This window comes from Fodinicola feengrottensis (genome assembly GCF_010993775.1).
GTDB classification, from domain to species: domain Bacteria; phylum Actinomycetota; class Actinomycetes; order Mycobacteriales; family HKI-0501; genus Fodinicola; species Fodinicola feengrottensis.
In genome coordinates this window covers 49,669-70,670 of sequence record NZ_WOTO01000018.1, presented here as the reverse complement: position 1 = coordinate 70,670, position 21,002 = coordinate 49,669, and the positions used below count along the sequence as shown (strand labels likewise).

At 68.0% G+C, this 21,002-nt stretch carries 23 protein-coding genes and 3 pseudogenes; 13 read left to right on the top strand and 13 right to left on the bottom strand.

All coding sequences use genetic code 11. The features are described from left to right. Positions 1–37: 37 nt before the first annotated feature. The 4 genes and pseudogenes from GNX96_RS18250 to GNX96_RS63955 form a co-directional block, all read right to left on the bottom strand. A pseudogene (locus GNX96_RS18250) lies at positions 38–573 on the bottom strand (NuoB/complex I 20 kDa subunit family protein); the annotation flags it as partial. A 32-nt stretch (positions 574–605) separates the two neighbouring features. Further along, positions 606–968 (bottom strand): NADH-quinone oxidoreductase subunit A, encoded by a 363-nt coding sequence (locus tag GNX96_RS18245; RefSeq protein WP_279580757.1) that lies wholly within the window; start codon positions 966–968, stop codon positions 606–608. A 91-nt stretch (positions 969–1,059) separates the two neighbouring features. Next, a complete protein-coding gene (locus tag GNX96_RS18240) occupies positions 1,060–2,151 on the bottom strand; it encodes a geranylgeranyl reductase family protein (RefSeq protein ID WP_279580718.1) in 1,092 nt (363 codons plus the stop codon). Continuing rightward, the gene (locus tag GNX96_RS63955; RefSeq protein ID WP_390624050.1) at positions 2,094–2,348 is read right to left on the bottom strand and encodes an FAD-dependent oxidoreductase; all 255 of its coding nucleotides are present in this window, start codon (positions 2,346–2,348) and stop codon (positions 2,094–2,096) included. The genes GNX96_RS18240 and GNX96_RS63955 overlap by 58 nt, the downstream gene beginning before the upstream one ends. A 470-nt stretch (positions 2,349–2,818) precedes the next feature. Between GNX96_RS63955 and GNX96_RS18235 the strand changes: the two genes are divergently transcribed. Beyond that, the gene (locus GNX96_RS18235) at positions 2,819–3,301 is read left to right on the top strand and encodes a hypothetical protein (protein ID WP_279580717.1); all 483 of its coding nucleotides are present in this window, start codon (positions 2,819–2,821) and stop codon (positions 3,299–3,301) included. Between the two features lie 27 nt (positions 3,302–3,328). On the opposite strand, the gene GNX96_RS18230 is transcribed toward GNX96_RS18235, so the two are convergent. Next, positions 3,329–3,835 carry a hypothetical protein gene (locus tag GNX96_RS18230; RefSeq protein WP_163569023.1) on the bottom strand — a complete coding sequence of 169 codons (507 nt, stop codon included), beginning with the start codon at positions 3,833–3,835 and terminating at the stop codon, positions 3,329–3,331. Positions 3,836–4,275: 440 nt separating this feature from the next. Between GNX96_RS18230 and GNX96_RS61200 the strand changes: the two genes are divergently transcribed. The 9 genes and pseudogenes from GNX96_RS61200 to GNX96_RS63945 all read left to right on the top strand — a co-directional run bounded on the left by GNX96_RS61200 (position 4,276) and on the right by GNX96_RS63945 (position 13,459). Further along, a complete protein-coding gene (locus GNX96_RS61200; RefSeq protein WP_313885698.1) occupies positions 4,276–5,229 on the top strand; it encodes a S8 family serine peptidase in 954 nt (317 codons plus the stop codon). Then, the gene (locus GNX96_RS18220; RefSeq protein WP_163569058.1) at positions 5,196–5,978 is read left to right on the top strand and encodes a S8 family serine peptidase; all 783 of its coding nucleotides are present in this window, start codon (positions 5,196–5,198) and stop codon (positions 5,976–5,978) included. Before GNX96_RS61200 ends, GNX96_RS18220 begins: the two co-directional genes overlap by 34 nt. A gap of 1,022 nt (positions 5,979–7,000) precedes the next feature. Continuing rightward, positions 7,001–8,110, top strand: coding sequence for a S8 family serine peptidase (locus GNX96_RS18210; RefSeq protein ID WP_279580716.1), 1,110 nt, complete (start codon positions 7,001–7,003; stop codon positions 8,108–8,110). A 62-nt stretch (positions 8,111–8,172) separates the two neighbouring features. Continuing rightward, positions 8,173–9,324 (top strand): ATP-binding protein, encoded by a 1,152-nt coding sequence (locus tag GNX96_RS18205; RefSeq protein WP_163569019.1) that lies wholly within the window; start codon positions 8,173–8,175, stop codon positions 9,322–9,324. Then, positions 9,216–10,046: a hypothetical protein gene (locus GNX96_RS18200; protein WP_163569018.1), complete on the top strand. Its 831-nt coding sequence runs from the start codon at positions 9,216–9,218 to the stop codon at positions 10,044–10,046. The genes GNX96_RS18205 and GNX96_RS18200 overlap by 109 nt, the downstream gene beginning before the upstream one ends. After that, the gene (locus GNX96_RS18195; RefSeq protein WP_279580715.1) at positions 9,991–10,794 is read left to right on the top strand and encodes a response regulator transcription factor; all 804 of its coding nucleotides are present in this window, start codon (positions 9,991–9,993) and stop codon (positions 10,792–10,794) included. The genes GNX96_RS18200 and GNX96_RS18195 overlap by 56 nt, the downstream gene beginning before the upstream one ends. Positions 10,795–10,836: 42 nt before the next feature. Then, positions 10,837–11,178: pseudogene (locus tag GNX96_RS63950) on the top strand (ATP-binding protein); the annotation flags it as partial. A 13-nt stretch (positions 11,179–11,191) separates the two neighbouring features. After that, entirely contained in the window at positions 11,192–12,535 is a 1,344-nt protein-coding gene (locus GNX96_RS18190; protein ID WP_279580713.1) for an ATP-binding protein, read from the top strand. A gap of 726 nt (positions 12,536–13,261) precedes the next feature. Further along, a complete protein-coding gene (locus GNX96_RS63945; RefSeq protein WP_163569017.1) occupies positions 13,262–13,459 on the top strand; it encodes a response regulator transcription factor in 198 nt (65 codons plus the stop codon). Here GNX96_RS63945 and GNX96_RS63940 read toward each other — a convergent pair. Continuing rightward, a complete protein-coding gene (locus GNX96_RS63940) occupies positions 13,456–13,647 on the bottom strand; it encodes a VOC family protein (RefSeq protein ID WP_390624057.1) in 192 nt (63 codons plus the stop codon). The two genes, GNX96_RS63945 and GNX96_RS63940, sit on opposite strands and share 4 nt — an antisense overlap. Positions 13,648–14,019: 372 nt before the next feature. Between GNX96_RS63940 and GNX96_RS18175 the strand changes: the two genes are divergently transcribed. After that, the gene (locus GNX96_RS18175; protein WP_279580711.1) at positions 14,020–14,598 is read left to right on the top strand and encodes a TetR/AcrR family transcriptional regulator; all 579 of its coding nucleotides are present in this window, start codon (positions 14,020–14,022) and stop codon (positions 14,596–14,598) included. An 11-nt stretch (positions 14,599–14,609) separates the two neighbouring features. On the opposite strand, the gene GNX96_RS18170 is transcribed toward GNX96_RS18175, so the two are convergent. From GNX96_RS18170 to GNX96_RS18160, 3 genes are all read right to left on the bottom strand, one after another. Then, complete coding sequence (locus GNX96_RS18170; RefSeq protein WP_163569015.1) at positions 14,610–14,765, bottom strand: hypothetical protein; 156 nt, start codon at positions 14,763–14,765, stop codon at positions 14,610–14,612. 192 nt (positions 14,766–14,957) lie between these two features. Beyond that, entirely contained in the window at positions 14,958–15,650 is a 693-nt protein-coding gene (locus tag GNX96_RS18165; RefSeq protein ID WP_163569014.1) for a demethylmenaquinone methyltransferase, read from the bottom strand. 47 nt (positions 15,651–15,697) lie between these two features. Beyond that, on the bottom strand, positions 15,698–16,603 hold the full coding sequence (locus GNX96_RS18160) for a COG1361 family protein (RefSeq protein ID WP_163569013.1): 906 nt from the start codon (positions 16,601–16,603) through the stop codon (positions 15,698–15,700). 172 nt (positions 16,604–16,775) lie between these two features. Here GNX96_RS18160 and GNX96_RS18155 point away from each other — a divergent pair. Together GNX96_RS18155 and GNX96_RS63935 are read left to right on the top strand one after the other, a co-directional pair. Further along, positions 16,776–17,822: pseudogene (locus GNX96_RS18155) on the top strand (isochorismate synthase); the annotation flags it as partial. Beyond that, entirely contained in the window at positions 17,774–18,040 is a 267-nt protein-coding gene (locus GNX96_RS63935; RefSeq protein ID WP_390624056.1) for a chorismate-binding protein, read from the top strand. The pseudogene GNX96_RS18155 and the gene GNX96_RS63935, both read left to right, overlap by 49 nt. Here the strand turns inward: GNX96_RS63935 and GNX96_RS18150 are convergent. The 4 genes from GNX96_RS18150 to GNX96_RS18135 form a co-directional block, all read right to left on the bottom strand. Then, positions 18,037–18,645, bottom strand: a complete 609-nt coding sequence (locus GNX96_RS18150; protein WP_279580709.1) for a hypothetical protein — start codon at positions 18,643–18,645, stop codon at positions 18,037–18,039. The genes GNX96_RS63935 and GNX96_RS18150 overlap by 4 nt on opposite strands. 717 nt (positions 18,646–19,362) lie before the next feature. Beyond that, positions 19,363–20,148, bottom strand: a complete 786-nt coding sequence (locus GNX96_RS18145) for an LPXTG cell wall anchor domain-containing protein (protein WP_163569011.1) — start codon at positions 20,146–20,148, stop codon at positions 19,363–19,365. Continuing rightward, positions 20,081–20,662: a COG1361 family protein gene (locus GNX96_RS18140; protein ID WP_163569010.1), complete on the bottom strand. Its 582-nt coding sequence runs from the start codon at positions 20,660–20,662 to the stop codon at positions 20,081–20,083. Before GNX96_RS18140 ends, GNX96_RS18145 begins: the two co-directional genes overlap by 68 nt. Beyond that, positions 20,637–20,960, bottom strand: coding sequence for a hypothetical protein (locus tag GNX96_RS18135; protein ID WP_279580708.1), 324 nt, complete (start codon positions 20,958–20,960; stop codon positions 20,637–20,639). The genes GNX96_RS18140 and GNX96_RS18135 overlap by 26 nt, the downstream gene beginning before the upstream one ends. Between the last annotated feature and the right edge of the window lie 42 nt (positions 20,961–21,002).

Below are 21,002 nucleotides of genomic sequence, written 5' to 3'. Positions count from 1 at the left end.
GCTTCTTCTTGACCTTGTCGAAGCGGAACGAGGACGGCATCGTGCCGTACCGCTCAAGGGTTCCGGCCGCGCGCTGCTCGGCCTGCTCGGCCTTGCGCTTGGGCCCGAGTGGCTCGTGCATGACCTTCTCGTGCAGCTTCAGGATCGCGTCCAGCAACATCTCCGGCCGCGGTGGGCAGCCGGGCAGATACATGTCCACCGGCACCACGTGGTCGACGCCCTGGACGATCGCGTAGTTGTTGAACATGCCGCCGCTCGACGCGCAGACACCCCCATCGACAGGACCCACTTGGGATCCGGCATCTGGTCGTAGATCTGCCGCAGCACGGGCGCCATCTTCTGGCTGACCCGGCCGGCCACGATCATCAGGTCGGCCTGGCGCGGGGTCGCGGAGAACCGCTCCATCCCGAGCCGGGCGATGTCGTGCCGCGAGCCACCCACAGCCATCATCTCGATCGCGCAGCAGGCCAACCCGAAGGTGGCCGGCCACATCGAGCTCTTACGGCCCCAGTTGACCAGCTTCTCGAGGTTGGTGAGCAGGAATCCGCTCGGCAGTTTGTCTTCAATTCCCATAATGGAAAACCGTTTCCCGTCCCTACCTCGGATCAGTCCCAGTCCAGGCCGCCACGGCGCCACACGTACGCGTAAGCGACGAGGACCGTGACGATGAAAAGCACCATCTCGACGAAACCGAAGACGCCCAGCGACTTGTTCGCCACCGCCCACGGGTAGAGGAAGATGATCTCGATGTCGAAAACGATGAACAGCATGGCGGTCAGATAGAACTTGATCGGGAACTTGCCGCCGCCGACCGGCTGCGGCGTCGGCTCGATGCCACACTCGTACGGCTCGTACTTGGCCCGGTTGTAGCGCTTCGGGCCGGTCATGGTGGAGATGCCGTAGACCGAGAGCAGTGCGAATCCGAACGACAGCACGAAAAGCACTGCGATCGGGAGGTACGGCGTCAGCGACATGCCACGCGCCCCTTCAGCATGGTGGAACGAAGTCGATTTCGGAGCCTATGACCGCTGGTCACAGGGGTGATCATCGGGGTGGCGCTCATACCGCCGGAGCCATCTTCTTGAGCGCGTTGATGATCCGGTCGGAGGTGTCGGTCGCGTGCGGATCGGTCAGGTTCGCGAGCAGCTTCAGCACGAACCGCATCAACACCGGCCGCGGCATGCCGTACTTGGTCGCGAGTTTCATGGTCGCTGGATAACCGAGCAGGTCAACGAAAATCTTGCCCAGCCGGTAATAGCCGCCGTACGTGTCTTTGAGAACTTTCGGGTACGCCTGCAGAACCCGCTCCCGCTGCGGTCCGGCCGGCCGGGCCAGCGCCTGGATGACGAGGTCGCTCGCGAGTGCGGCGGACTCCATCGCGTACGCGATGCCCTCGCCGTTGAACGGGTTCACCATGCCGCCCGAGTCGCCCATCAACACCAGGCCGCGGGTGTAGTGCGGGGTCCGGTTGAAGCCCATCGGAAGCGCCGCGCCACGGATCGGGCCGGTCGCGTTCTCCTCGGTGTAGCCCCACTCCTCCGGCAGCCCGTCCAGCCAGCTGACCATCATCTTGCGAAAGTCGGTGCCCTGGAAGGACGACGACGAGTTCAGCACCCCGAGACCGACATTCGAGCGACCGTCGCCAACCCCGAAAATCCAGCCGTAGCCGGGCAGCAGCACATCGCTGTCACTGCTGGAATCCCGCAGCTCCAGCCACGACTCCAAGTAGTCGTCGTCGTGCCGCGGCGAGTTGTAGTAACGGCGTACGGCCACGCCCATCGGCCGGTCTTCTCGCCTTTGCAGACCCAGCGCGATCGCGAGCCGGCCACTGACGCCCTCGCCGGACATCACCAGCGGTGCGTGATACGTGACTTCCTGCTTGTCCGGGCCGATCTTCGCCTTGACGCCGATCAGCCGACCGGCCCGGTTGAGCACCGGCCCGGTGACATTGCTGGAGGTCTGCAGGCGAGCGCCGGCCTTCACCGCGTTATGCGCGAGAATGTCGTCGAAGTCGAGCCTGGTGCGTACCAACCCGAAGTCGGGGTAGCTGGCGAGATCCGGCCACGGCAACTCAAGCCGCACGCCACCGCCAATCACCCGCAAGCCCTTGTTGCGGATCCAGCCCTTGTTCTCGTCGATGTCGATGCCCATTTTGACGAGCTCTTTGACCGCCCGCGGAGTGTGAGCCCGTCGCCGCACACCTTCTCGCGCGGGAACTCGGTCTTCTCCAGCACCAACACGTCGAGCCCGGCCTGCGCCAGATAGAAGGCCGCGGTCGAACCAGACGGTCCGGCGCCTACGACGATGACGTCTGCGGTCCCTGTTGGGGAACTTTCGGCGGTGCTCACATCGTCCTCTTTGTTGCTAGGCGGGATCGGCTAGCTGTTCCTCTGACAACCCTCGCTCGTGCGCTTGTGAACGGCTTCACGATGTCATCAGGCTGAGTGTAGTCCCGCCATTTTGCCCTGTCCCGCCGGCCACCGGCGAATTCCCGGCCACCATAAGAAAACTTAGGTAAGGCGACCCTAATTTTATGTGCCTAGTCGACCATTCGGGTACGTACAAGAGCCTGTGTCCCCATGACCACTCCCGGTAGGGTGGCTTGGTCGATGTGAGCCGTCTTCGATATGTAAACGGGGTTTTGTCATGAGCAATAACAGCGATCTTTCGGGGCTTAGCACCGCCGGGCCATCCCCTGCGGCAAGGCGGGTTCACGCTGCATGACCCGCAACCGCCGGTCTCCGGCAGCACTGGTTCTGGTACCGGCTCCACCACCGGCCCGTCCGACCAGCCACCCGCGCCGGCGCACAGCTTCGAGGTGGACCTTGACTCGATGTCGAAGGTTCCTGGTTGGCTCACCAACATCAAGGAATACGTCGATCGACTACACGGCATGATGCCTCAACTGGCTAACGACCTGGGCACCGACGGCGTACAGGCGACCGGCACCTACCCTGGCGCCAATCGTGTCTATGCGCAGGCACAACAGGCGTACATCGCACTGGACGGCCAGCTGAATGCCACTTCCAGTCAGGTGGCCGCCGCGATCGCTGTCACCCAACAGATCGTGCAGAACTACACGACCACCGAGGCATTGAACAAAGCCAACGCCGCGGACATCGAAAAACTGTTCACCGACCAGGGGGGTTCGGCCACCGCCTCCGCAAGCACGTTCCCCAGCGCGTCCTCGTCCAGCCCCGACTCCAGCAACAGTTCAGGTACCGACGGCTCGTCCACCAGCAGCAATAGTTCGGGTTCCGACGGCACGTCCACCAGCGGTGGATACGACGGGCAGGGGTGACGCAGCGATGACGAGCAGCAGCGGAAGCTACGACCACACCCAACCCTCCGGGGGCTCCACGTCCACCGGTTCACCTTCGGGCAGCAGTGGCCAACTCCCCAGCAACGTCAGCACGTCCGGGCTTGCCTCGGGCGACACGAACGCACAGGGATATGCCACCACCTGGGAGGAAAAGGTCAACCAGGTCGTTGTCGCCGGCTGGCCAGCGGACGTACGCAAAGCCGGGGTGGGGTGGAAACAGGTCACCGGCGGACTCAACGAAGTGGTCATCGCCCTCACCAAACATCCGGCCGATCTGAAAAACGACAAGGTCTGGTCCGGGCCAGCGTACGAGGCGTACGAAAAACACATCACCACCATCGCCTCAGACCAGACAACAACGCCGTCCTGCAACCGCTCATGGCCAACGGCGGCATCGGCACCACCCTGGAAACCGCCGCCAGCCAACTCGCCGACTACCAAAGCAAAATGCCCATCCCAGCGAACATGGTCGGACCCGTCGTCGACGCCCGACAAAACCACAACGCCATCCACGAAGGAGCCTTCCGACGCGCCTTCATCCAAATGGCGAACGTGCCCGCCGAACTCTTCTCCGGAGTCAGCAACCTCCCAGGCGTAAAACAAGCCACCCAGTGGCTCACCAACCACCTCAACCAATACGCCCACATCGCCGCCGGCGTCTACGACGCCGCAAACGGCGCCGCCACCCAAACAGCCACCGCCATCCCCAACATCACCGCCTCGCCCGCAAACCCGAACGTCGATCCGGCAGGATCGCCGTATGGGACCCCACAGGCGTCGGGAGCCCCTAGTTCAACGGGAGTCGGCGGCGGGAGTGCGGGCGGGCTCCCCTCTGGTTCCGGAGTTCGCGGCTTAGGAGGTACTACTGAAAGTTGCCGTCGGACTCAGGCGCCGGTTCTTTTGACGGATCGAAGCTGGGCAACACAGACCCGTTCTCGCCCGTGGGCGGTGGTATGTCTAGCGGGCTCAAAGGATCGTCGTTGCCGTCCGGCAGCGGCCTGGCCGGCTTAGGTGGCGGCGGCTTGGCCGGCGCCGGCCTAGGCGGTGCAGGTGGTGGCGTTGGTGGCGGCATCGGATCGGCTACCGGGGGGCTTGGCTCAGTAGCCGGTAACTCACCGTTTGGTCCGGCCGGCACACCTGGACTTCCAGGTGGAGGTTCGGCCGGCGCACCAGTCACGCCTTCCAATTCAGGATTGGCTGGTGTCGGTCGCGGCGGCGCGGGTGGGGGTGGTGCCCAGAGCAGCAGCCGCAAGGGCACCAGCCTGCTCAGGGCAGGTCGCTCCGCTGAAGCCGAGGGCAAGGACGACGATTCTGAGACCGGTTGGCTTTACGAAGACGAAGATCCTTGGGGCGGCGACGGAAACGCCTCCGTCGGTTCTCGGCCGGTGAACCCGAAATTGCGCGCCACCCGAGAGCGTTCAAGCCCTACTCGCATGCCTCGAATCCATCGCGGCCAGTCATGCTGGAGATTAGTGGCGCAATTCGTCACCGTCCTCACTACTGTCGCACTAGCCGGTGGGCCCTCCCCGGCACTCGCCACCGACGTACAGTCAGGCCAGTGGTACCTGTCTGCCCTCAACATCCCGAAGGCCCAACTAATCACCCGCGGGCAAGGCATCACAGTGGCGGTCATTGATGGAGGCGTCGACCCTAGCGTCGCTGCGCTTCAAGGCCAAGTTCTCCAAGGCACTCAATTCGGCGTGCCTCAAAGCCCATATGGAACGGTGGACACCGCCAGCAACGGCCACGGGACGAAAATGGCCGGCATCATCGCTGGTATCGGCTCCGATAACGGCTTGGAGCTAGGTGTCGCTCCGGGCGTTAAAATTCTACCTATTGCAGCCAATAGCGATGAAGAAATCGCGCGCGAGCCATCAGCTGGTCCGCCGACCATGGTGCTCGGGTAATCAATCTGTCCATTGCCCACGATGCAAACCACCCGCTCGCCGCCTCCGTGCCAGCAGCTGTCCAATACGCACAAGAGAAGGACGTTGTCATCGTTGCCGGGGCGGGAAACGTCGCGCAGAGCGGTTTGCCTGTTAGCTTATTTGCTGCACTGCCTGGTGTTGTCGCGGTGTCCGGTGCAGACAAGAAAGGGAACTTCTGGACCGGTTCCTCATATGGACCACAGGTAGCCGTCGCGGCACCGGCCGTTGACATGGTCGGGCCGACAATTCCGTCAGTGTCCGCGACGGGATATATCACCGGATCAGGCACCAGCGACGCAACCGCCGTCACCTCCGGGTGTGTGGCGTTGATTCGGGCGAAGTTTCCGTCCATGGACGCGAACAACGTCATCAATCGGCTCATCAAAACCGCTGTTCCACCGTCTGATAAGAAACGCAGCATCTACCTCGGATTCGGAACAGTCGCCCCCTACCGTGCACTCACCGAAAACGTCCCCACCGTCACCACAAACCCACTCGGCGGCACCCCCGCAACAACACCCTCCACGGCCCCTGGCAGCAACAACAGCCAGCCCACAACCGACAACCCCGGCCCCAACCTCATCCCCTGGCTCATCGGAGCCGGGATCTGCCTCATCGTCGTCCTCGCCATCGTCATTCTGATCGTCGTTCTGGTCAGCCGCCGACGCCGACCGCCGCCTCCCGGTCCGTACGGCACCGGCTTCCCACCAGGACCGCCTTATCGATAACCCGCGCTGCTGCCGGAAAAGGCGCTGCAGGTCGAGGGCGGGGCGGCCGTACCGCTGCTCGTCGACGAACTCACCGCTACGGACCGGCGGACTGTGGTGGCTGTCGACGACGAGCAGCTGCTCGACAACGCCTCGACTGCCGCGCCGGAGCAGTTGGTACGACGCCAAAGGACGGCTGTGCTGCTGACCGTACGAACAGGTGGCGGGCTTGCCGCCGATCACGGCCTACCCCAATCGGATCTGGCTCCACTGCCGACAGACCAAACCAATGAGCTGCTGGAACGCACGCTCGACGTTCCCGTCGAGCCAGCCACCGCCGACCCGATCTGGCAGGCCAGCGAGGGCAACCCGCTGCTGGTCCATGAGCTGATGGCGGCCGGCCGGGCCGGTGGGGCGCTGGAGCAGCAGGCCGGCCGGTGGCGGTGGGACGGCCGGCTGGCCCTGTCCGCGCGGTTGACTGACCTGATCAGAAGCCAGATGGGTGAGCTGTCCCAGGCCGAACGCGGGGTCCTGGAGATGCTCAGCATCGGGGAGCCGCTGAGCGTGACCGCGGTCGGTCCGCTCGAAACGCTGCAAGCGCGTGAGCTGGTGCGCGTACGGCAGGACGGCCGCCGCTCGCAGGTCTGGCTGGCGCACCCGCTCTACGGCGAGGTCGTACGGGCAGACCTGGGGCGACTTCGCGCGAACCGACTGCGGCGGGAGCTAGCCGACGATGTCAGCGCGGCCGGCGGCCGGCGCCGGGGCGACGTCCTACGGACAGCGGGGTGGCTGCTGGACAGCAACTCGCCGGCGGAGCTGTTGGCGGAGGCCGCCCGGCAGGCGTACGGCGCCTCCGGTTCTTGGCCGGTGAACACGCAATTGGCCACCACACCAACACCACCGCAAGAGGCCGTCGGGTTGTCATTGCATAACGTATCTAGCTGGCGGAGGAACCTGGTCTCAGCAACCGCCGCTGCTCTCGCAGTCCTATTCCTCACTGGTACAGCGTCGCCGGCAGTGGCCGCCGACGTTCAAGCCGGGCAATGGTACCTCACGGCTCTGCGTGTCCCCCAAAGCCAAACAATCAGCCGCGGCCAAGGGATAACCGTTGCCGTCATCGACGGCGGGGTCGATGCCACCGTACCCGCTCTCAAAGGGCAGGTCCTGCAAGGAACGCAGTTCGGAATCCCGCAAAGCCCGAACGGCACAGTCGACACGAGCGCCAAGCCAACCACGGAACAGCGATGGCAGGAACCATCGCAGGCACCGGCACGAGCACGAGCGTAGAACTCGGCATCGCCCCAGCAGCGAAAATCCTCCCCATAGCCGTCCCGGAAAAGTACTCTGATCAAGACCTCGCGCAGGCAATTCGATGGGCGGCCGACAACGGCGCAAACGTGGTCAACCTCTCACTAGGTGAGAACGGTCGACTAGCGCCGGCCATCGCAGCTGCGGTTCAGTATGCCCAGAACAGAAATATCGTCATTGTTGCCGCCGCGGGGAACGTCGACCAAACCGGAACGGCAGTCAGCGTTCTTGCGGGGCTACCGGGTGTAGTCGCAGTATCCGGCGCCGACAAGAAGGGAAACTTCTGGAGCGGATCCGCATACGGCCCGCAAGTTGCCATTTCAGCGCCAGCCGTGGACGTCGTGGCGCCCGTACCCAGTCGAGTCTATGCCACTGGTTATGCTCAACCATCTGGCACAAGTTCAGCGACGGCGATTGTGTCGGGGTGTGTGGCGTTGATTCGGGCGAAGTTTCCTTCCATGGACGCGAACAACGTCATCAATCGGCTCATCAAAACCGCTGTTCCACCATCCGACAAAAAACGCAGCATCTACCTCGGATTCGGTACGGTGGCTCCCTACCGGGCACTGACTGAAGATGTACCCACCGTCACCACAAACCCACTCGGCGGCGGTACGCCAACGACGACGCCCTCGACAGCAACCGGTAGTAGCGGTCAACCAACGAGCGGCAACAACGACAACCCCGGCCCCAACCTCATCCCCTGGCTCATCGGCGCCGGGATCTGCCTCATCGTCGTCCTCGCCATCGTCATTCTCATCGTCGTCCTGCTCAGCCGCCGACACCGACAACCGCCTCCAGGTCCGTACGGAGGACATTTCCCGCCTGCGCCGCCCTATCAGTGATCCACTGAGACGAACCACCAAATCTCGCGAAATCAAGGCGTGGGCGTGGGTAGGGTTCGTGGATGGGTCAACTGCCGTTTGTGGGGCGGGCGAAGGAGATCGCGGCCGTACGGGCCAGCCTCGACCACGGCGGTGCGGTTGTCGCGGGTCCGGCGGGGGCGGGGGTGGGGAAAACCAGGCTGGTCAGCGAAATTGTCGATCGGCTGGATTTGGCCCAGTTCACCGTGCATCGGGCGTACGGGACACATGCGGCAGCTGGGATTCCGCTGGGAGCCTTCGCCGCGCTGCTGCCGGAGCGGGCGTTGCGAGCAGAGGGCGGTGCGGCCGTACGGCTGCTGGTCGACGAACTCACAGCCGCGCTGGTGGCCACCGACCGGCGGATCGTGGTGGCCGTCGACGACGCGCAGTTGCTCGACAGCGCGTCGGCGACCGTGGTCGACGAGCTCGTACGGCGCGGGGAAGTCGCGGTGTTGCTGACGGTACGAACAGACGGTGAGGCGGCCTTCGACGACACGTTAACCAGGCTGGATCTCCGGCCATTGCCTCCTGACCAGACCACTGAGCTGCTGGAAACGTACGCTCGACGGGCCGGTCGAGCAAGCCACCGCCGACCGGATCTGGCACGCCAGCGACGGCAACCCGCTGCTGGTCCGCGAGCTGGCGGCCGCCGCCGCCGGGCCGGTGGTGCGCTCCAAAGGCGGGCCGGCCGTTGGCGGTGGGACGGCGGGCTGGCCCTGTCCGCCCGACTGAACGACCTGGTCAGAAGCCAGATGGGTGGGTTGTCCGAGGCTGAGCGCGGGGTGCTGGAGATGCTCAGCATCGGCGAGCCATTGAGCGTGCCAGCGCTTGCCGCCGGCGACCTGCCGCGGACTTTGGAGCGGCGTGGCCTGGTGCGCGTGGCGCAAGACGGCCAGCGTGAGCAGGTCTGGCTGGCGCATCCGCTTTACGGCGAGACCGTACGTGCCGAGCTGGGCACCCTGCGGGCGAACCGGCTGCGGCGGGAACTCGCCGAGCAGGTCCGCGCGGCCGGCGCGAACCGACGCGGTGACGTGCTTCGGATGGCGGTGTGTGGTCGCTGGACAGCGGCGAACCGGCGCCGGCCGAGGTGTTCGCCGAGGCCGCCCGGCAGGCGTACGGCGCCTCCGACCTTGCGCTCGCCCAGCGGCTGGCCCGCCGGGCGCTGGCGGACCGGCCGGGCGTGGAAGCCGTGGTGACGCTGGCGGCGGCGATGCTTTTCGACCTGCAGGCCGACCACGCCGAGCGGCTGCTGGCCGATCTCTGGCCAGGCCTCGGGCCGGCCGACCGGCTCGCACTGACCCTCACTCGCGGCTTCAACCTGCAGGTCGGGCTGGCCCGGCCGGCGGACGCCCTGCTGCTGGTGACCGAGGCTGAGCCGTACGCGACCGATCCAGCTCTGGTGTTCCAGCTCGGGTCGCTGTGGTTCGGCGCCGCCTACATGACCGGTGACTATCCGACCGCGATCAGCACCGCCGAACCGCTGCTGGCCGGCGCTGCTGAACCAGGGCCGGCGTACGCGCTGACCAGCAATGCTTACGCGGATTGCCTTACCGGGGTGGGAAAGCCCGAGCGGGCGCTGAAAGTGTTGACCGAGCTGGAACGCCGGGCTCCGCAGGTCAGCGCCGAGATGCCGGTCGGTCCGTCCAGGCAGCTCATCCGGATCCGGGCGCAGCTGCGGCTGGGCCAGCCGGCGACGGCCCGGCGGACTGCCCAAGCCGCCCTGGATCGGTGGCTCGACTGGGATTTCGGCACCATCGCGTTCGGCGCGATGGCCGCGGCGGCGCTCCGGCTGACTGGCGCGGTCGCAGAGATGCGGACCAGATTTTGCGGCCAGCACTGGCGGTTCTGCGCGTCTCGGACGCATGGGAGGCGCACGTGGCGTGCCTCGCCGAAGCCGCCCATGCCGCCGCGTTGCTAGGCGACGCGGACCGGGCCGCCGCGCTGCTCGCGCACTGCGAGGAGCGCGCGGTGCCCGGCTGGCGCGGGGCCGCGTTCTGGCTGGACCTGGCCCGGCCCTGGGTGGCGGTGGCCGGCGGCGACACGGCCCGCGCGGGTGGAACTTTCGGTGCGTACGGTCGAGGAGACCAGCGCTCTGGGCGCCGTCGGCTTCCAGATCGACGCCCTCTACGACCTGGTCCGGCTGGGCGAGCCGCGAATGGCGGCCGACGAGCTGGACCGGCTGGCAGCGAGTGCGGAGGGACCCTGTCCGCGGCTCTACGCCGACCACGCGCGGGCATCGGTCGACGGCGACGCGGCCGCACTCATCGCGGTGTCGGAGCGACTTACCGCGCTCGGACTGGCGCTCTACGCGGCGGAGGCGGCGGCGCAGGCCGCGCAACTGCACCGGCAGTCGGCCGGGTCCCACGACTACCAAGCGATCGCAGCCCGGCTCGCGGCGTGTTGCCCAAGGCGCCCGTACGCCCGCTCTGCTGCTCGCCACCGCGCCGACGCTGACTCGCCGAGAGCTGGACGTGGCCCGGCTGGCGGCCACCGGCCTGACCAATCAGCAGATCGCCGACCGGCTGGCGCTTTCCCGCCGTACAGTGGAAAAACACCGCAGGCCGGCTACGCCAAGCTCGGCGGCACCCGCGCGGACCTGCCCGCCCGCCTCGCACCGCCGGCTTGCTCATAACAATGGGGTCAGCTGCCTTTTCGCACCTGGGTAGCTGCCCGGTCGGGCAGGATCGGCGCCGATTACGCTGCAGATCATGACTCCATCCGGCGCCGGCGAGCTGCCGTTCGTGGGGCGGAAGGACGAGCTCGTACGGCTCCAAAAGAGCGTGGCCGGCGGTGGCGCGGTGCTCGTCGGGCCGGCCGGGATCGGGAAGAGCCGGCTGCTCGCCGAGGCCGCCGGCCAGCTGAGCGCTGCTGGGTACGAGGTGGTGCGGGCGTACGGCAGCACCTCCGCGCGGGCCATCCCGCTGGGCGTTTTCGCAGCGCTGGTGCCGCTGGATCCAGCGCGCCCGGCGGCTGGCGCGCTGATGCGGGAGGTCACCGACCGGCTGGCCGAGCGGGCCGGCGACCGGCGGCTGGTGCTGGCGATTGACGACGCGCACCTGCTCGATGACGCGTCGGCGGCGGTGGTCGAGCAGGTCGTACGACATCGCCGCGGCGCGGTGCTGCTGCTGCCGTACGAGAGGACGCGACGGCCGGTCCGGTGGCCGGGATCCTGCACAGCGACCTGCTGCTGCGGATGGAGCTCGGGCCGCTGGCCAGGGACGGCATCCGCGGCGCGCTCGCGCTGGGCTGCTCGGCGGGCCGCCGGACGCCGGCACCGCGGACCGGTTCTGGCAGGCCACCGACGGCAACCTGTTCCTGCTCACCGAGATGCTCCGCAACGCGCTGAGCACCGGCGATCTGGCCGAGAAGGACGGCGTCTGGACGCTGTACGGTCGGCCCGCCCCCGGGCCGCGGCTGGCCGAGCTGATGGCGCAGCGGATCGGCCGGCTGACCGACCACGAGCAGACCGCGATGGAGCTGCTGGCCTTCGGCGAACCGCTCGGCGCCCCGTTTCTGCAGGCCGCTGTGCCCGTACGCGTGCTCGAGGACCTGGAAGAACGCGGTCTGATCCGAGTCCTCCAGAACGGCCGGCGGACCACCATCCGGCTGGCGCACCCGGTCTATTCGGACGCTTTGCGGGCTCGCTGCCCGCAGCCGCGGGCGTACCAACGGATGCGGGAGCTGGCCGCGGCGTGCATCGCCACCGGCGCCCGGCGCAGCGACGACAGCGTGCGGATCGCGAGCTGGCTGTTGGCGGCCGGCGAGCAGGCTCCGGCGGACCTGCTGGTCAGAGCCGCCCGGCAGGCGTACGCGGCCTTCGACCTGCCGCTCACGCAGCAGCTGTCCCGGGCCGCGTTGGCGGCCGGTGCGACCACCGCCGGCAGCACTCTGGTGGAGAGTCTGCTGCTGGACCTGCGGCCGGCCGAGGCCGAGGAGCTGCTGACCGATCTGTGGCCAGGGCTGGATCCGGCGGCTCGTGCAGCGCTGGCCTTCCCGCGGGTGCAGAACCTGGCGATGGGGCTTGGCCGCGCCGACCAGGCACAGGAGTTGCTGGCCGATCTGGAGAAGACCGCCACCGACCGCGAGTCCGTTGAGCGGATCACCGTGCTGCGTACGGCCATCGACTTCGTCGCCGCCCGGCTGCCGGCGGTCGTCGAGCGGGCGGGCGAGGCGGCGATCGCGGCCGGCCTGGAGCGGCAGCCGTTGCGTACGCAACTGGACGTCGGCTACGCGTCCGCGCTGGCCGTCGCCGGCCGGCCGCTGAGCAGTCTCGCGGTGCTTGATCGATGCGCGCCGCGCGGTGGCACCGACCCGCAGATACCGTGGGCGCTGCCCGCGTACGAGCTGGCCAGGGCCTGGGCGCAGCAGTTCGTCGGGAACACCGCGCCGACCGTGGGCGGCGGCTGAGCAGGCCGCCCGGCGCTGGCCCGGCTGGGACCTCGGACTGATCGGGTACGGGGTAGCTGGCGCGCAGGCGTACCGGCTGCAGGGCCGCGTCGAGGACGCTTGGCAGGCCCTGCAGCCGGCGATCCCGGTGGTCCGGCGCAGTGCGGCATCGCGGCTGGATGGATGCGGTGTGCCTCGCCGAGGCCGCGCACACCGCTGCCCTGCGGGGCGACCACAAGACGGCCGCCGAGCTGGCCGCCGAGGCCCGGCAGCGGGCGCTGCCGGCGTGGCGGGTGCACGGGCTGTGGCTGGAGATCGCGCTGCCCTGGGTCGCCGCCGCTGGCGGCAAGCACGACCAGTCCGTACGACTGGGCCTGCGGGCCGCCGAGCGGGCCCGCGACTGCTCGGCCACCAGCTTCGAGCTGATCGCCCTGCACGACCTGGTCCGGCTCGGCGCCGCCGACCGCGCCGCCGCCCGGCTGGCCGAGCTCGCCACCTGGGCAGAAGGCCCCTGCCCGGCCATTTACGCCGACCACGCGACCGCCCTCCTGGCCGGCGACGCCGTGGCGCTCGGCGCGGTGTCCGACCGGTTCGCCGGCCTAGGCATGATGCTGCACGCGGCGGAGGCGATGACCCAGTCGGCCGCGGCCTTTCGGGCGGTCTCCGACACCCGGTCCGGACAGGCCGCCGCAGGCCGGGCCGGCCGGCACCCTCGCCGATGCCTGTCAGGGCGCCAAAACTCCGGCCTTGACCGCCGTTTCGACGCCCACGCTGACGGCCCGGGAAAGGCAGATCGCCCGGTTGGCGGCAGCCGGCCTGACCAACCAGCAAATCGCCGAAAAGCTGTCGGTTTCCCGTCGTACGGTGGAAAACCACCTCTACTCCGGTTACGTCAAGCTCGGCACCCGCAACCGCGAGGAACTAGCCGCGCTGCTCGAAGACTAAGCAGCTTCCCAAAGGACCAGACTGGCGCCGGTCGGGTCCTCGACCACCACGAGCGTGCCGCCAGCCACTTCGGTGCGCTCACGAAGGATCTTGCCGCCCAGCTCGCGGACGCGCTCGGCCGCTTTGTCAAGGTTTTGCACCGCCGCGTACGGCGTCCACTGTGGTCGCCTCGGGTCACCGGCCGGCACCGGGGTGAACCCGCCCCACGGCCCATTTTCGTTGGTGAGCAGCAAGAAATCGGTTGATCGCCGGCGGGGACTTCGGTGACCGTCCAGCCGAACAACCCGGTGTAGAAGTCGCGCGCGGTCGGCACGTCCGAGGTCCGCAGGTCGAAGAACATGAAGGGCGCACTCACGAGATTCAGCTCCTTATATGGTTAGGACAACCGTCCTGAATCATAGGCCACTCGTCCTGACATTGCCAGGGACCGTACGGCCCGGAACTGTCGGCCCACCCCACGGATCCTTGAATTCGGGGGATCCAAAAAACGGGGTCCCCCGAATTCAAGGGTCCTCGGTGGGTGCGACAGAAATGGCGAGCGGCGGATTAACCTGTGGCTCGTGACGCACCCCGGCTCGGCGACCAAGGCGCTCTCGCCCAACCAGCTCGAGAAGCAGCAGCAAATCATCGAGGCCGCCCGCGTGGTGCTGGCCCGAGATGGACTCGCTGGGTGTACGGCCCGGGCGGTGGCGGACGCGAGCCCGCTGACCAAGAGCGCGATCCACTACTACTTCGCCGACATGGACGACCTGGTGGACCGGGCGATGGCCGGGCATATCGACGCGTTCGTACGCACCCTAAGGACCGCCGCGGACAAGCATGAGCAGCCAGCGGATCGGTTCTGGGCGGTCGTACGCGACTACCTGAACACCTTCCAGGAGCGGCCGAGCGTGGCCACGCTGTGGTTCGGCTACTGGATCTCGGCCACCACCAAAAACCGCCTCGCCGCCATCGAAAGCATGCACTCGACGGTGACCGCGATCTTCACCGAGCTGTTGGCGGCGGTCGAGGTGGACAACCCAGCACGCCGCGCCGACGCACTCTTCTCCTATCTCCTGGGCACCGTCGTACGTGAAGCCGTCGCCCCTCGCCCTTTCCGCACACTGCAATCCCAGATCACCGAAATCTGCGACCTCTGACCCGCGAGGTGTCAGCGGACTGGGGGCTTGGGTGGGTCAGGGATCAGCGGGCCGCTGGGATCGTGCTCGGGCTCGTCCGGGTAGGCCGGGATCGGATGCAGCGGCTCGGGCGTGAACGGCACCGGCGATACCGGAGCTGGCGGCAGCGGGTCGTTGGGCAGCGGCATCGGCGAGATGGGCGACGGCGGGACCGGCTCGTTGGGCAGGGGGGCTGGCGAAACGGGCGCAGGGGAGATCGGCGCTGGTGGGGCCGGTTCAGGCAGAGCCGGAGCGGTGGCGCGACGCGTTGACACGATCAACGGACTCCTCGGGCAGGCTTCGGGGTCCCTTCCCTGCCTACCCCAGTGGCAGCGGCCCGGCTACTCGGCGGGGCGTACGGCCCGGTGCAGGGCGACGATCCCGCCGGTCAGCGAGCGCCACGCCACCTGGCCCCAACCGGCGGCCGAAATCCGGTTCGCCAGGTCCTCCTGGTTCGGCCACGCGGGAATGGATTCGGCCAGGTAGACGTACGCGTCCGGGTTGCTGCTGACCATCCGAGCGACCGACGGCAAGGCACGCATCAGGTATTCGTTGTAGACCGTCCGGAAGGGCGCCCAGGTGGGGTGGCTGAACTCACAGACCACCAGCCGCCCGCCGGGCTTGGTCACCCGGGCGAATTCGGTGAGCGCCGCGTTCACGTCGGCCACGTTCCGTAGGCCGAACGAGATCGTCACCGCGTCGAAGGAGGCATCCGCGAACGGCAGCCGCAGCGCGTCGCCGGCGATCAACGGCAGGCCGCGGTGCTGGCCGGCCCGCAGCATGCCGAGCGAGAAGTCGCAGGCGACCACGTCGGCGCCGGACAGCGCCAGCTCCTGGGTGGAAACCGCCGTACCAGCCGCCACGTCCAGGCAGCGGTCGGTGCTGCTCAACCCCAGCGCCCGCCGGGTGGCCCGGCGCCACGCCTTGTCAATGGAGAAGGCCAGGACCGTGTTCGTACGGTCGTAGTGCGCCGCGACGCCGTCAAACATCGCCGCCACCTCGTGCGGCTGCTTGTCCAAAGTCGCGCGTGTCATGCGAATAAGCCTATGCGTACGCCGGCGACAACACCCCGGGGGGACGGTCAGGAGACGGGGCAGGCGTACGTGTCGGAGTTGTCCGTCGGGTCGTCGGTAGGCGACAACGCGCTCTGCGCGACCGGCAAGGACCGCTCGGCCATGAGGTTCTGGGCGGCGGAAGAAGCGGCTGCCGCGGTGCCTACACCACCGGTGAAGGTGCTTCCGGAAGCCGCACCGGACGGCAGTGACACCAGAATCCTCGCGGTCGCGTAGTTGCCGGCGAGCAGCGTGCCCACCGAGCAGTTCGCGGACTTGCGGTCGCTGGCCACCGGGCAGGGCACGCCGTACCCGCCGGTGCCGTCCCGCAACGCCACGCCGGCCAGCGTCGCGCCGTTCGGTGGGTGCACACTGAAGACGACCCGGGGAGCGTTGGCGGAGCCGAAGTTGCCGATGCGGGCGTACGTGGTGGCCGTCCGGCCGGCCGGGACCGCCGCCGAGTCCGGGATGCTGACCGACAGGTCCGAGCCGGCCGGCACGATGTCGATCCGGGCCTGCGCCGAGTTGTTGCTCAGGTTCGGGTCAAGGGTGGAGGCGCTGACCTGGCCGGTCACCGAGCCAGCGCCCTGCCGTGGGGTGGCGGAAGAGCTGGCCGCGTACGAGAAGTCGAACTTCGCGCTGCCGCCCGGGACCAGATCGCCGGCCGCGCAGGTGAACCGGCCCGCGCCGGCCGCCTTGCAGGCATCGGTGTCGTACGGCGTGGGGCCGACCAGCAGACCGGACTGGCTGGCCGTGGCGGTCACCGTGACCGTGACCTTCTGGGACACCGTGGAGGTGCTGAGGTTGGTGGCGATGACGGTGAACGGCTTGCCCGCACTGTGCACCGGCACGCTGGTGCCTCGGACACTCACCGCCAGGTCGGCGCTCAGCCCGGCCGCCCGCAGCCGCGGCTGGTCGGCCGGTTGCGCGGGCATTGCCTGCGCCGCGCGCCACGCAGCAGGGACCCGACCGCGAACGCCCCGACGAATGCCCCGAAACGCCTGTAGATCATCTGATCCCCCAACAAAACCCAGGCCTGCGGTAATCGTCACAGCGTACGCGCGGGCAGTAGTCGTAGTGTCGGCAGCGTGACCTCTGCCTCGCCCGATGCCTCACTCAGCGCCTTGCCGACCACCGTCCGCACGACCGCGCGCGACCGCGACCGCGACTGGTCTCCTGACCCCGTCGACGCTGCCGTACGGGCGTGCCGAGGACGTGCTGTGCTGGTTGCACGGCGATCCAGCGCAGGGTCTGCTCGGCTGGGGCGAGGCGGCCCGGTTCGAGGTGAGCGGGCCCGACCGGTTCGCCCGGGCGGCCGCTTGGTGGGACCAGACGGTCGCGAGGTTCGAGATCGACGACCAGGTCCAGGTGGCCGGCTCTGGCCCGCTACTGTTCGGCAGTTTTTCCTTCGAGGACGACGATCGATCGGTGCTGGTCATGCCGCGGGTAGTGCTCGGCGTCAGCGCCGGGCAGGCGTTCGTGACCACTGTGGACGGTGCGGATCCGTCCGCATCCACCCAACCACTGCGTTCGCCCGGCCCGCTGACGTGGTCCGATGGACAAGTTTCCGATGAGGCGTACAAAAAGCTCGTGGCCGCCGCGGTCACCGCGATCCGGTCCGGCGATCTGAACAAGGTCGTCACTGCCCGGGACGCGCTGGCGCGGGCGAAAGAGCCACTGGACGTACGAGCGTTGTTGGCGCGACTGTCGGCGCGCTATCCGCAGTGTTGGACCTACGCCGTGGACGGGCTGGTCGGAGCGACACCGGAGCTGCTGGTCCGCCGACAGGGCGACCTGATCTTCTCGCGGGTGCTGGCCGGCACCGGGTGGCGTGGCGGCGCGGCCGGTTCCGGCCGCGAGAACCCGGACGACGCGGTGACCGCTTTCCTTACAGGATCAGGGAAAAACGCTGAAGAGCACCGCTATGCGGCGGTGTCGGCGGCAGAGGCGCTCGGCCCGTACTGCGCGGAGCTGGACGTGCCCGACCAGCCGTCCGTGCTGCGGTTGGCCAACGTCGTCCACCTCTCCACGGACCTGACCGGTCGACTGGCCCGGCCGGTGTCGGTCCTGGAACTGGCCGGCGCGCTGCACCCGACGGCGGCTGTCTGCGGCACCCCCCCCCCGGTCGCGGCGGCCTACATCCGGTCGGCCGGCGGGCTGGACCGCGACCGCGCTACGCGGGGCCGACAGGTTGGCTGGACGCGGCCGGGAACGGCGAGTTCGGGATCGCGCTGCGCTGCGCCCAGGTCTCCGGGGGCACGGCGCGGCTCTACGCCGGCGGCGGCATCGTGGCCGACTCCGTACCGGAAAACGAGCTCGACGAAACGTACGCGAAGCTCGCCGCCCTCCGAGACGCGCTCGAGAACGCTTAACTCGCCGCGATTTGCGGGCGGTAGCCAGCGCGGAAAGCAGCCACTGTCGACGGTGGCGTGATCAGCTCAACCGGCCCCTCGGCGGGACGCGGCAACGGCTCGCGATAGCCAGTGCTCGTCCAGGGCACGACGTGGTCGTCGGTGACCAACGTCGGCTGGCCATTCACTCGTACGAACGCACCGGCCGGCAGGTCCTCCCAGCTGGCCGAATGCAACCGCCGACGGTGCGTGCCGCGATAGATCCGCTCGCTGTGCAACTGCCGGTCCACTTCCTTGGCCAGCGGCACTTCCTGCCCACGACCGCCCATCCAGGCCGACCGATAGGCGTTGTACGCGTCCCGTCGACACAGCGCGCAGGGCCGGTGGCCAGCCGCGAAAGCAACAGCCTCATCGTGGAAGAACAGCACGGTGAAATGGCCGGCCGTCCACTGCGGCAACCGCCAGTCCTTGAAACTCAGCGCGCAGGTGATCCACAAATTGCTGCGATGGAAACGGACAACCTCGTTGTCCCGATGCAGGATTCCCCGGTTCCCCAGCCAAGCCCCCCGCAGCTCGATCGCCACGACATCCCCCATCGGAGTCACCCGATTCCGTCGCGGACCCACCCAGCCACCTCCTCACCACTGTCTCCCCGAACAGCAGTATCGGATTCGGGTACGACATTTTCCGGCCCCAACCCCGCGCCCTCACCCCACGCAAACCCAACCCCGCGCCCTCACCCCACGCAAAACCCAACCCCGCGCCCTCACCCCCCACGCGAAACCCAACCCGTGTTCTCACCCCGCGCGAAACCCAACCCGTGTTCTCACCCCGCGCGAAACCCAACCCCGTGTCCTCACCCCGTGCGACACCGTCACCTCTAAACCAGAGTTGGCACACTTAGACGGACCCAGCCCCGTCCGGCGCATCGGCCGCCAGGCCGATAGTCGCCCCTCCGGCAGGAGCGTCCGCTTTTGTAGGCCCGCGGTCTTTGCGGGCCTACAAAGGCGGACTCTCGTAGCCGTAGTCGACGGCGCCCCGCGCCGAAGGCGCCAGAAACACAGGGCGCATCGGCAGTAAGCACGAGAAAAACCCCACCCCCGACACCGCCCTCTGGTGTCGGGGTGGGGTTTTCTCGTGCTTGGTAGACGAGACGCCGCCCCTCGCGTCCACCGCTCTAAACCAAGGCCAGCCCCTCGCGTCCACCGCTCTAAACCAGGGCCAGCCCCTTGCGTCCACTGCTCTTAACCAGGACCAGCCCCACGCGTCCACCGCTCTAAACCAAGGCCAGCCCCTCGCGCACCCCGGGCCAACCCCTGCACAGCTCTAAAAACACCCGCAAGTTAAGCCGAACGCCGCCGCCGGGCCGTGATGGTAAGAGCGCCACCCATCAGCAGCAACAAAGCGCCACCGAAGGCGTAGAGCCCGACCTTGTCACCGGTCACCGGCAACGTGCCGGTGTTGCTCGCGTTCGCGGCGGTCGTCGCGGTCGCGGTGTCCAGCGCGATGCTCAGGCTGGCGCTGTTGTTGGCCGACGACAGGTCAACCGCCGAGCCGTGCACGGTGAGCGAGCCGTCGCTGCCCGGGGTCCCCGTGCACCTTGACCTTGATCGGGAAGTCGACCGACTTGTCCGCGCCCAGTGTGTCCGAGTAGACGCACTTGATCTACGAGCGTTGGACGTGTGCTGGCAGACCTGCGAGATCGCCGCGAACCCGGTGTTGCTGGGGACGGTGATCATCACGTAGATGCCGGCGGCCAGGTTCGGCCCGTGGTTGGCGACGTTGGCGTTGATCGTCACCGTGTCACCGACCTTCGCGCCGCTCACCGCGGTGGCGGTGACGCCCAGGTCAGCCTTGGGCAGGTCGGTGATCGGGACAGCGAAGCTGTCGCTGTTGTCGCTCGGGTCGTCGACCGCCGACGTGGCCTTGGCGGTCGCCTTGCGCTGCAGGATCTTGTCGTTGGCCTTGGCGTTGTTCTTGGCCAGCGCCTGCATGGAGCTCGGCGCGATGCCGGTCACCGAGCCGACGCCACCGGTGATGGTGCTGCTGGAGGCCGCAAACTCAGTGACATCCAGGATGATCCGCGCGGTGACGTAGTGGTGGGCCTGCAGCAGCCGCCAATCGAGCACGTCGCCCCGGTGTGGCTGGTCGTCGTGCACTTGACTTGACGCCGTAGCCGCCACTGGTGTCCATCAGAGCGACCCCGTGGATGCCGGTGCCGTCAGGCGAGCGAACGCTGAAGGAAACCCCGGTGGCGTCCGCCGCGCCGTCGTTGCGGATCTGCGCGTACGTGGTGGCCGTGCCGCCCGGGAAGGCGACCGAAGTGTCAGGGATGCTGACACCCAGGTCGATGCCGGCGGGCACGATGTCGACCTGCGCGGTCGCGGTGTTGTTAGAGAGGTTCGGGTCCGGCGGTGACGCGGTCTGCACCTTGGCGGTGATGGACGCGGTGTTGTCGTGCACCACCGCGGTCTTGTCCAGGCTGTACTGGAACTGCAAAGCGCGCTTCTGACCAGGACCGATGTCACCGATCGCACAGGTGAAGTGACCGGCGTCCTTCGGGTCCTTCTTGCAGGTGGCGCTGATTGCCTGCAGGCCGCTCAGCTGCTGGGGCTGGTCAACGGTGGTCGCTTGTACGTCCACTGTCGCCGAGCGGGTGGTGACCGTCGAGGTTGTTGGTCACCGTCACAACGAACGGCTTGCTCTGGCTGCCTAGCGCGATCTTGGTGCCGGTGATCGCCACGGACACGTCGGCCTCGTCGCCCGCGGCGGCGGCCGACTTCGGCGCCTTCGCTGGCGGCTTGGCCACCGGCGGGGCCTTGGGCGCCGACGAGGCCGGCGTGCTGCCGGGCGGCGCGACGGTCACTACCGGAGTCGGCCCGGTCGGGGTGTCACCGGCGGCGGACGCCGGACCGAGCGGGATAAGCGTCAGCGCCGCCACGATGCCAGCGGCGGCAAGGGGTCTGTACAACGAAGATGGTGC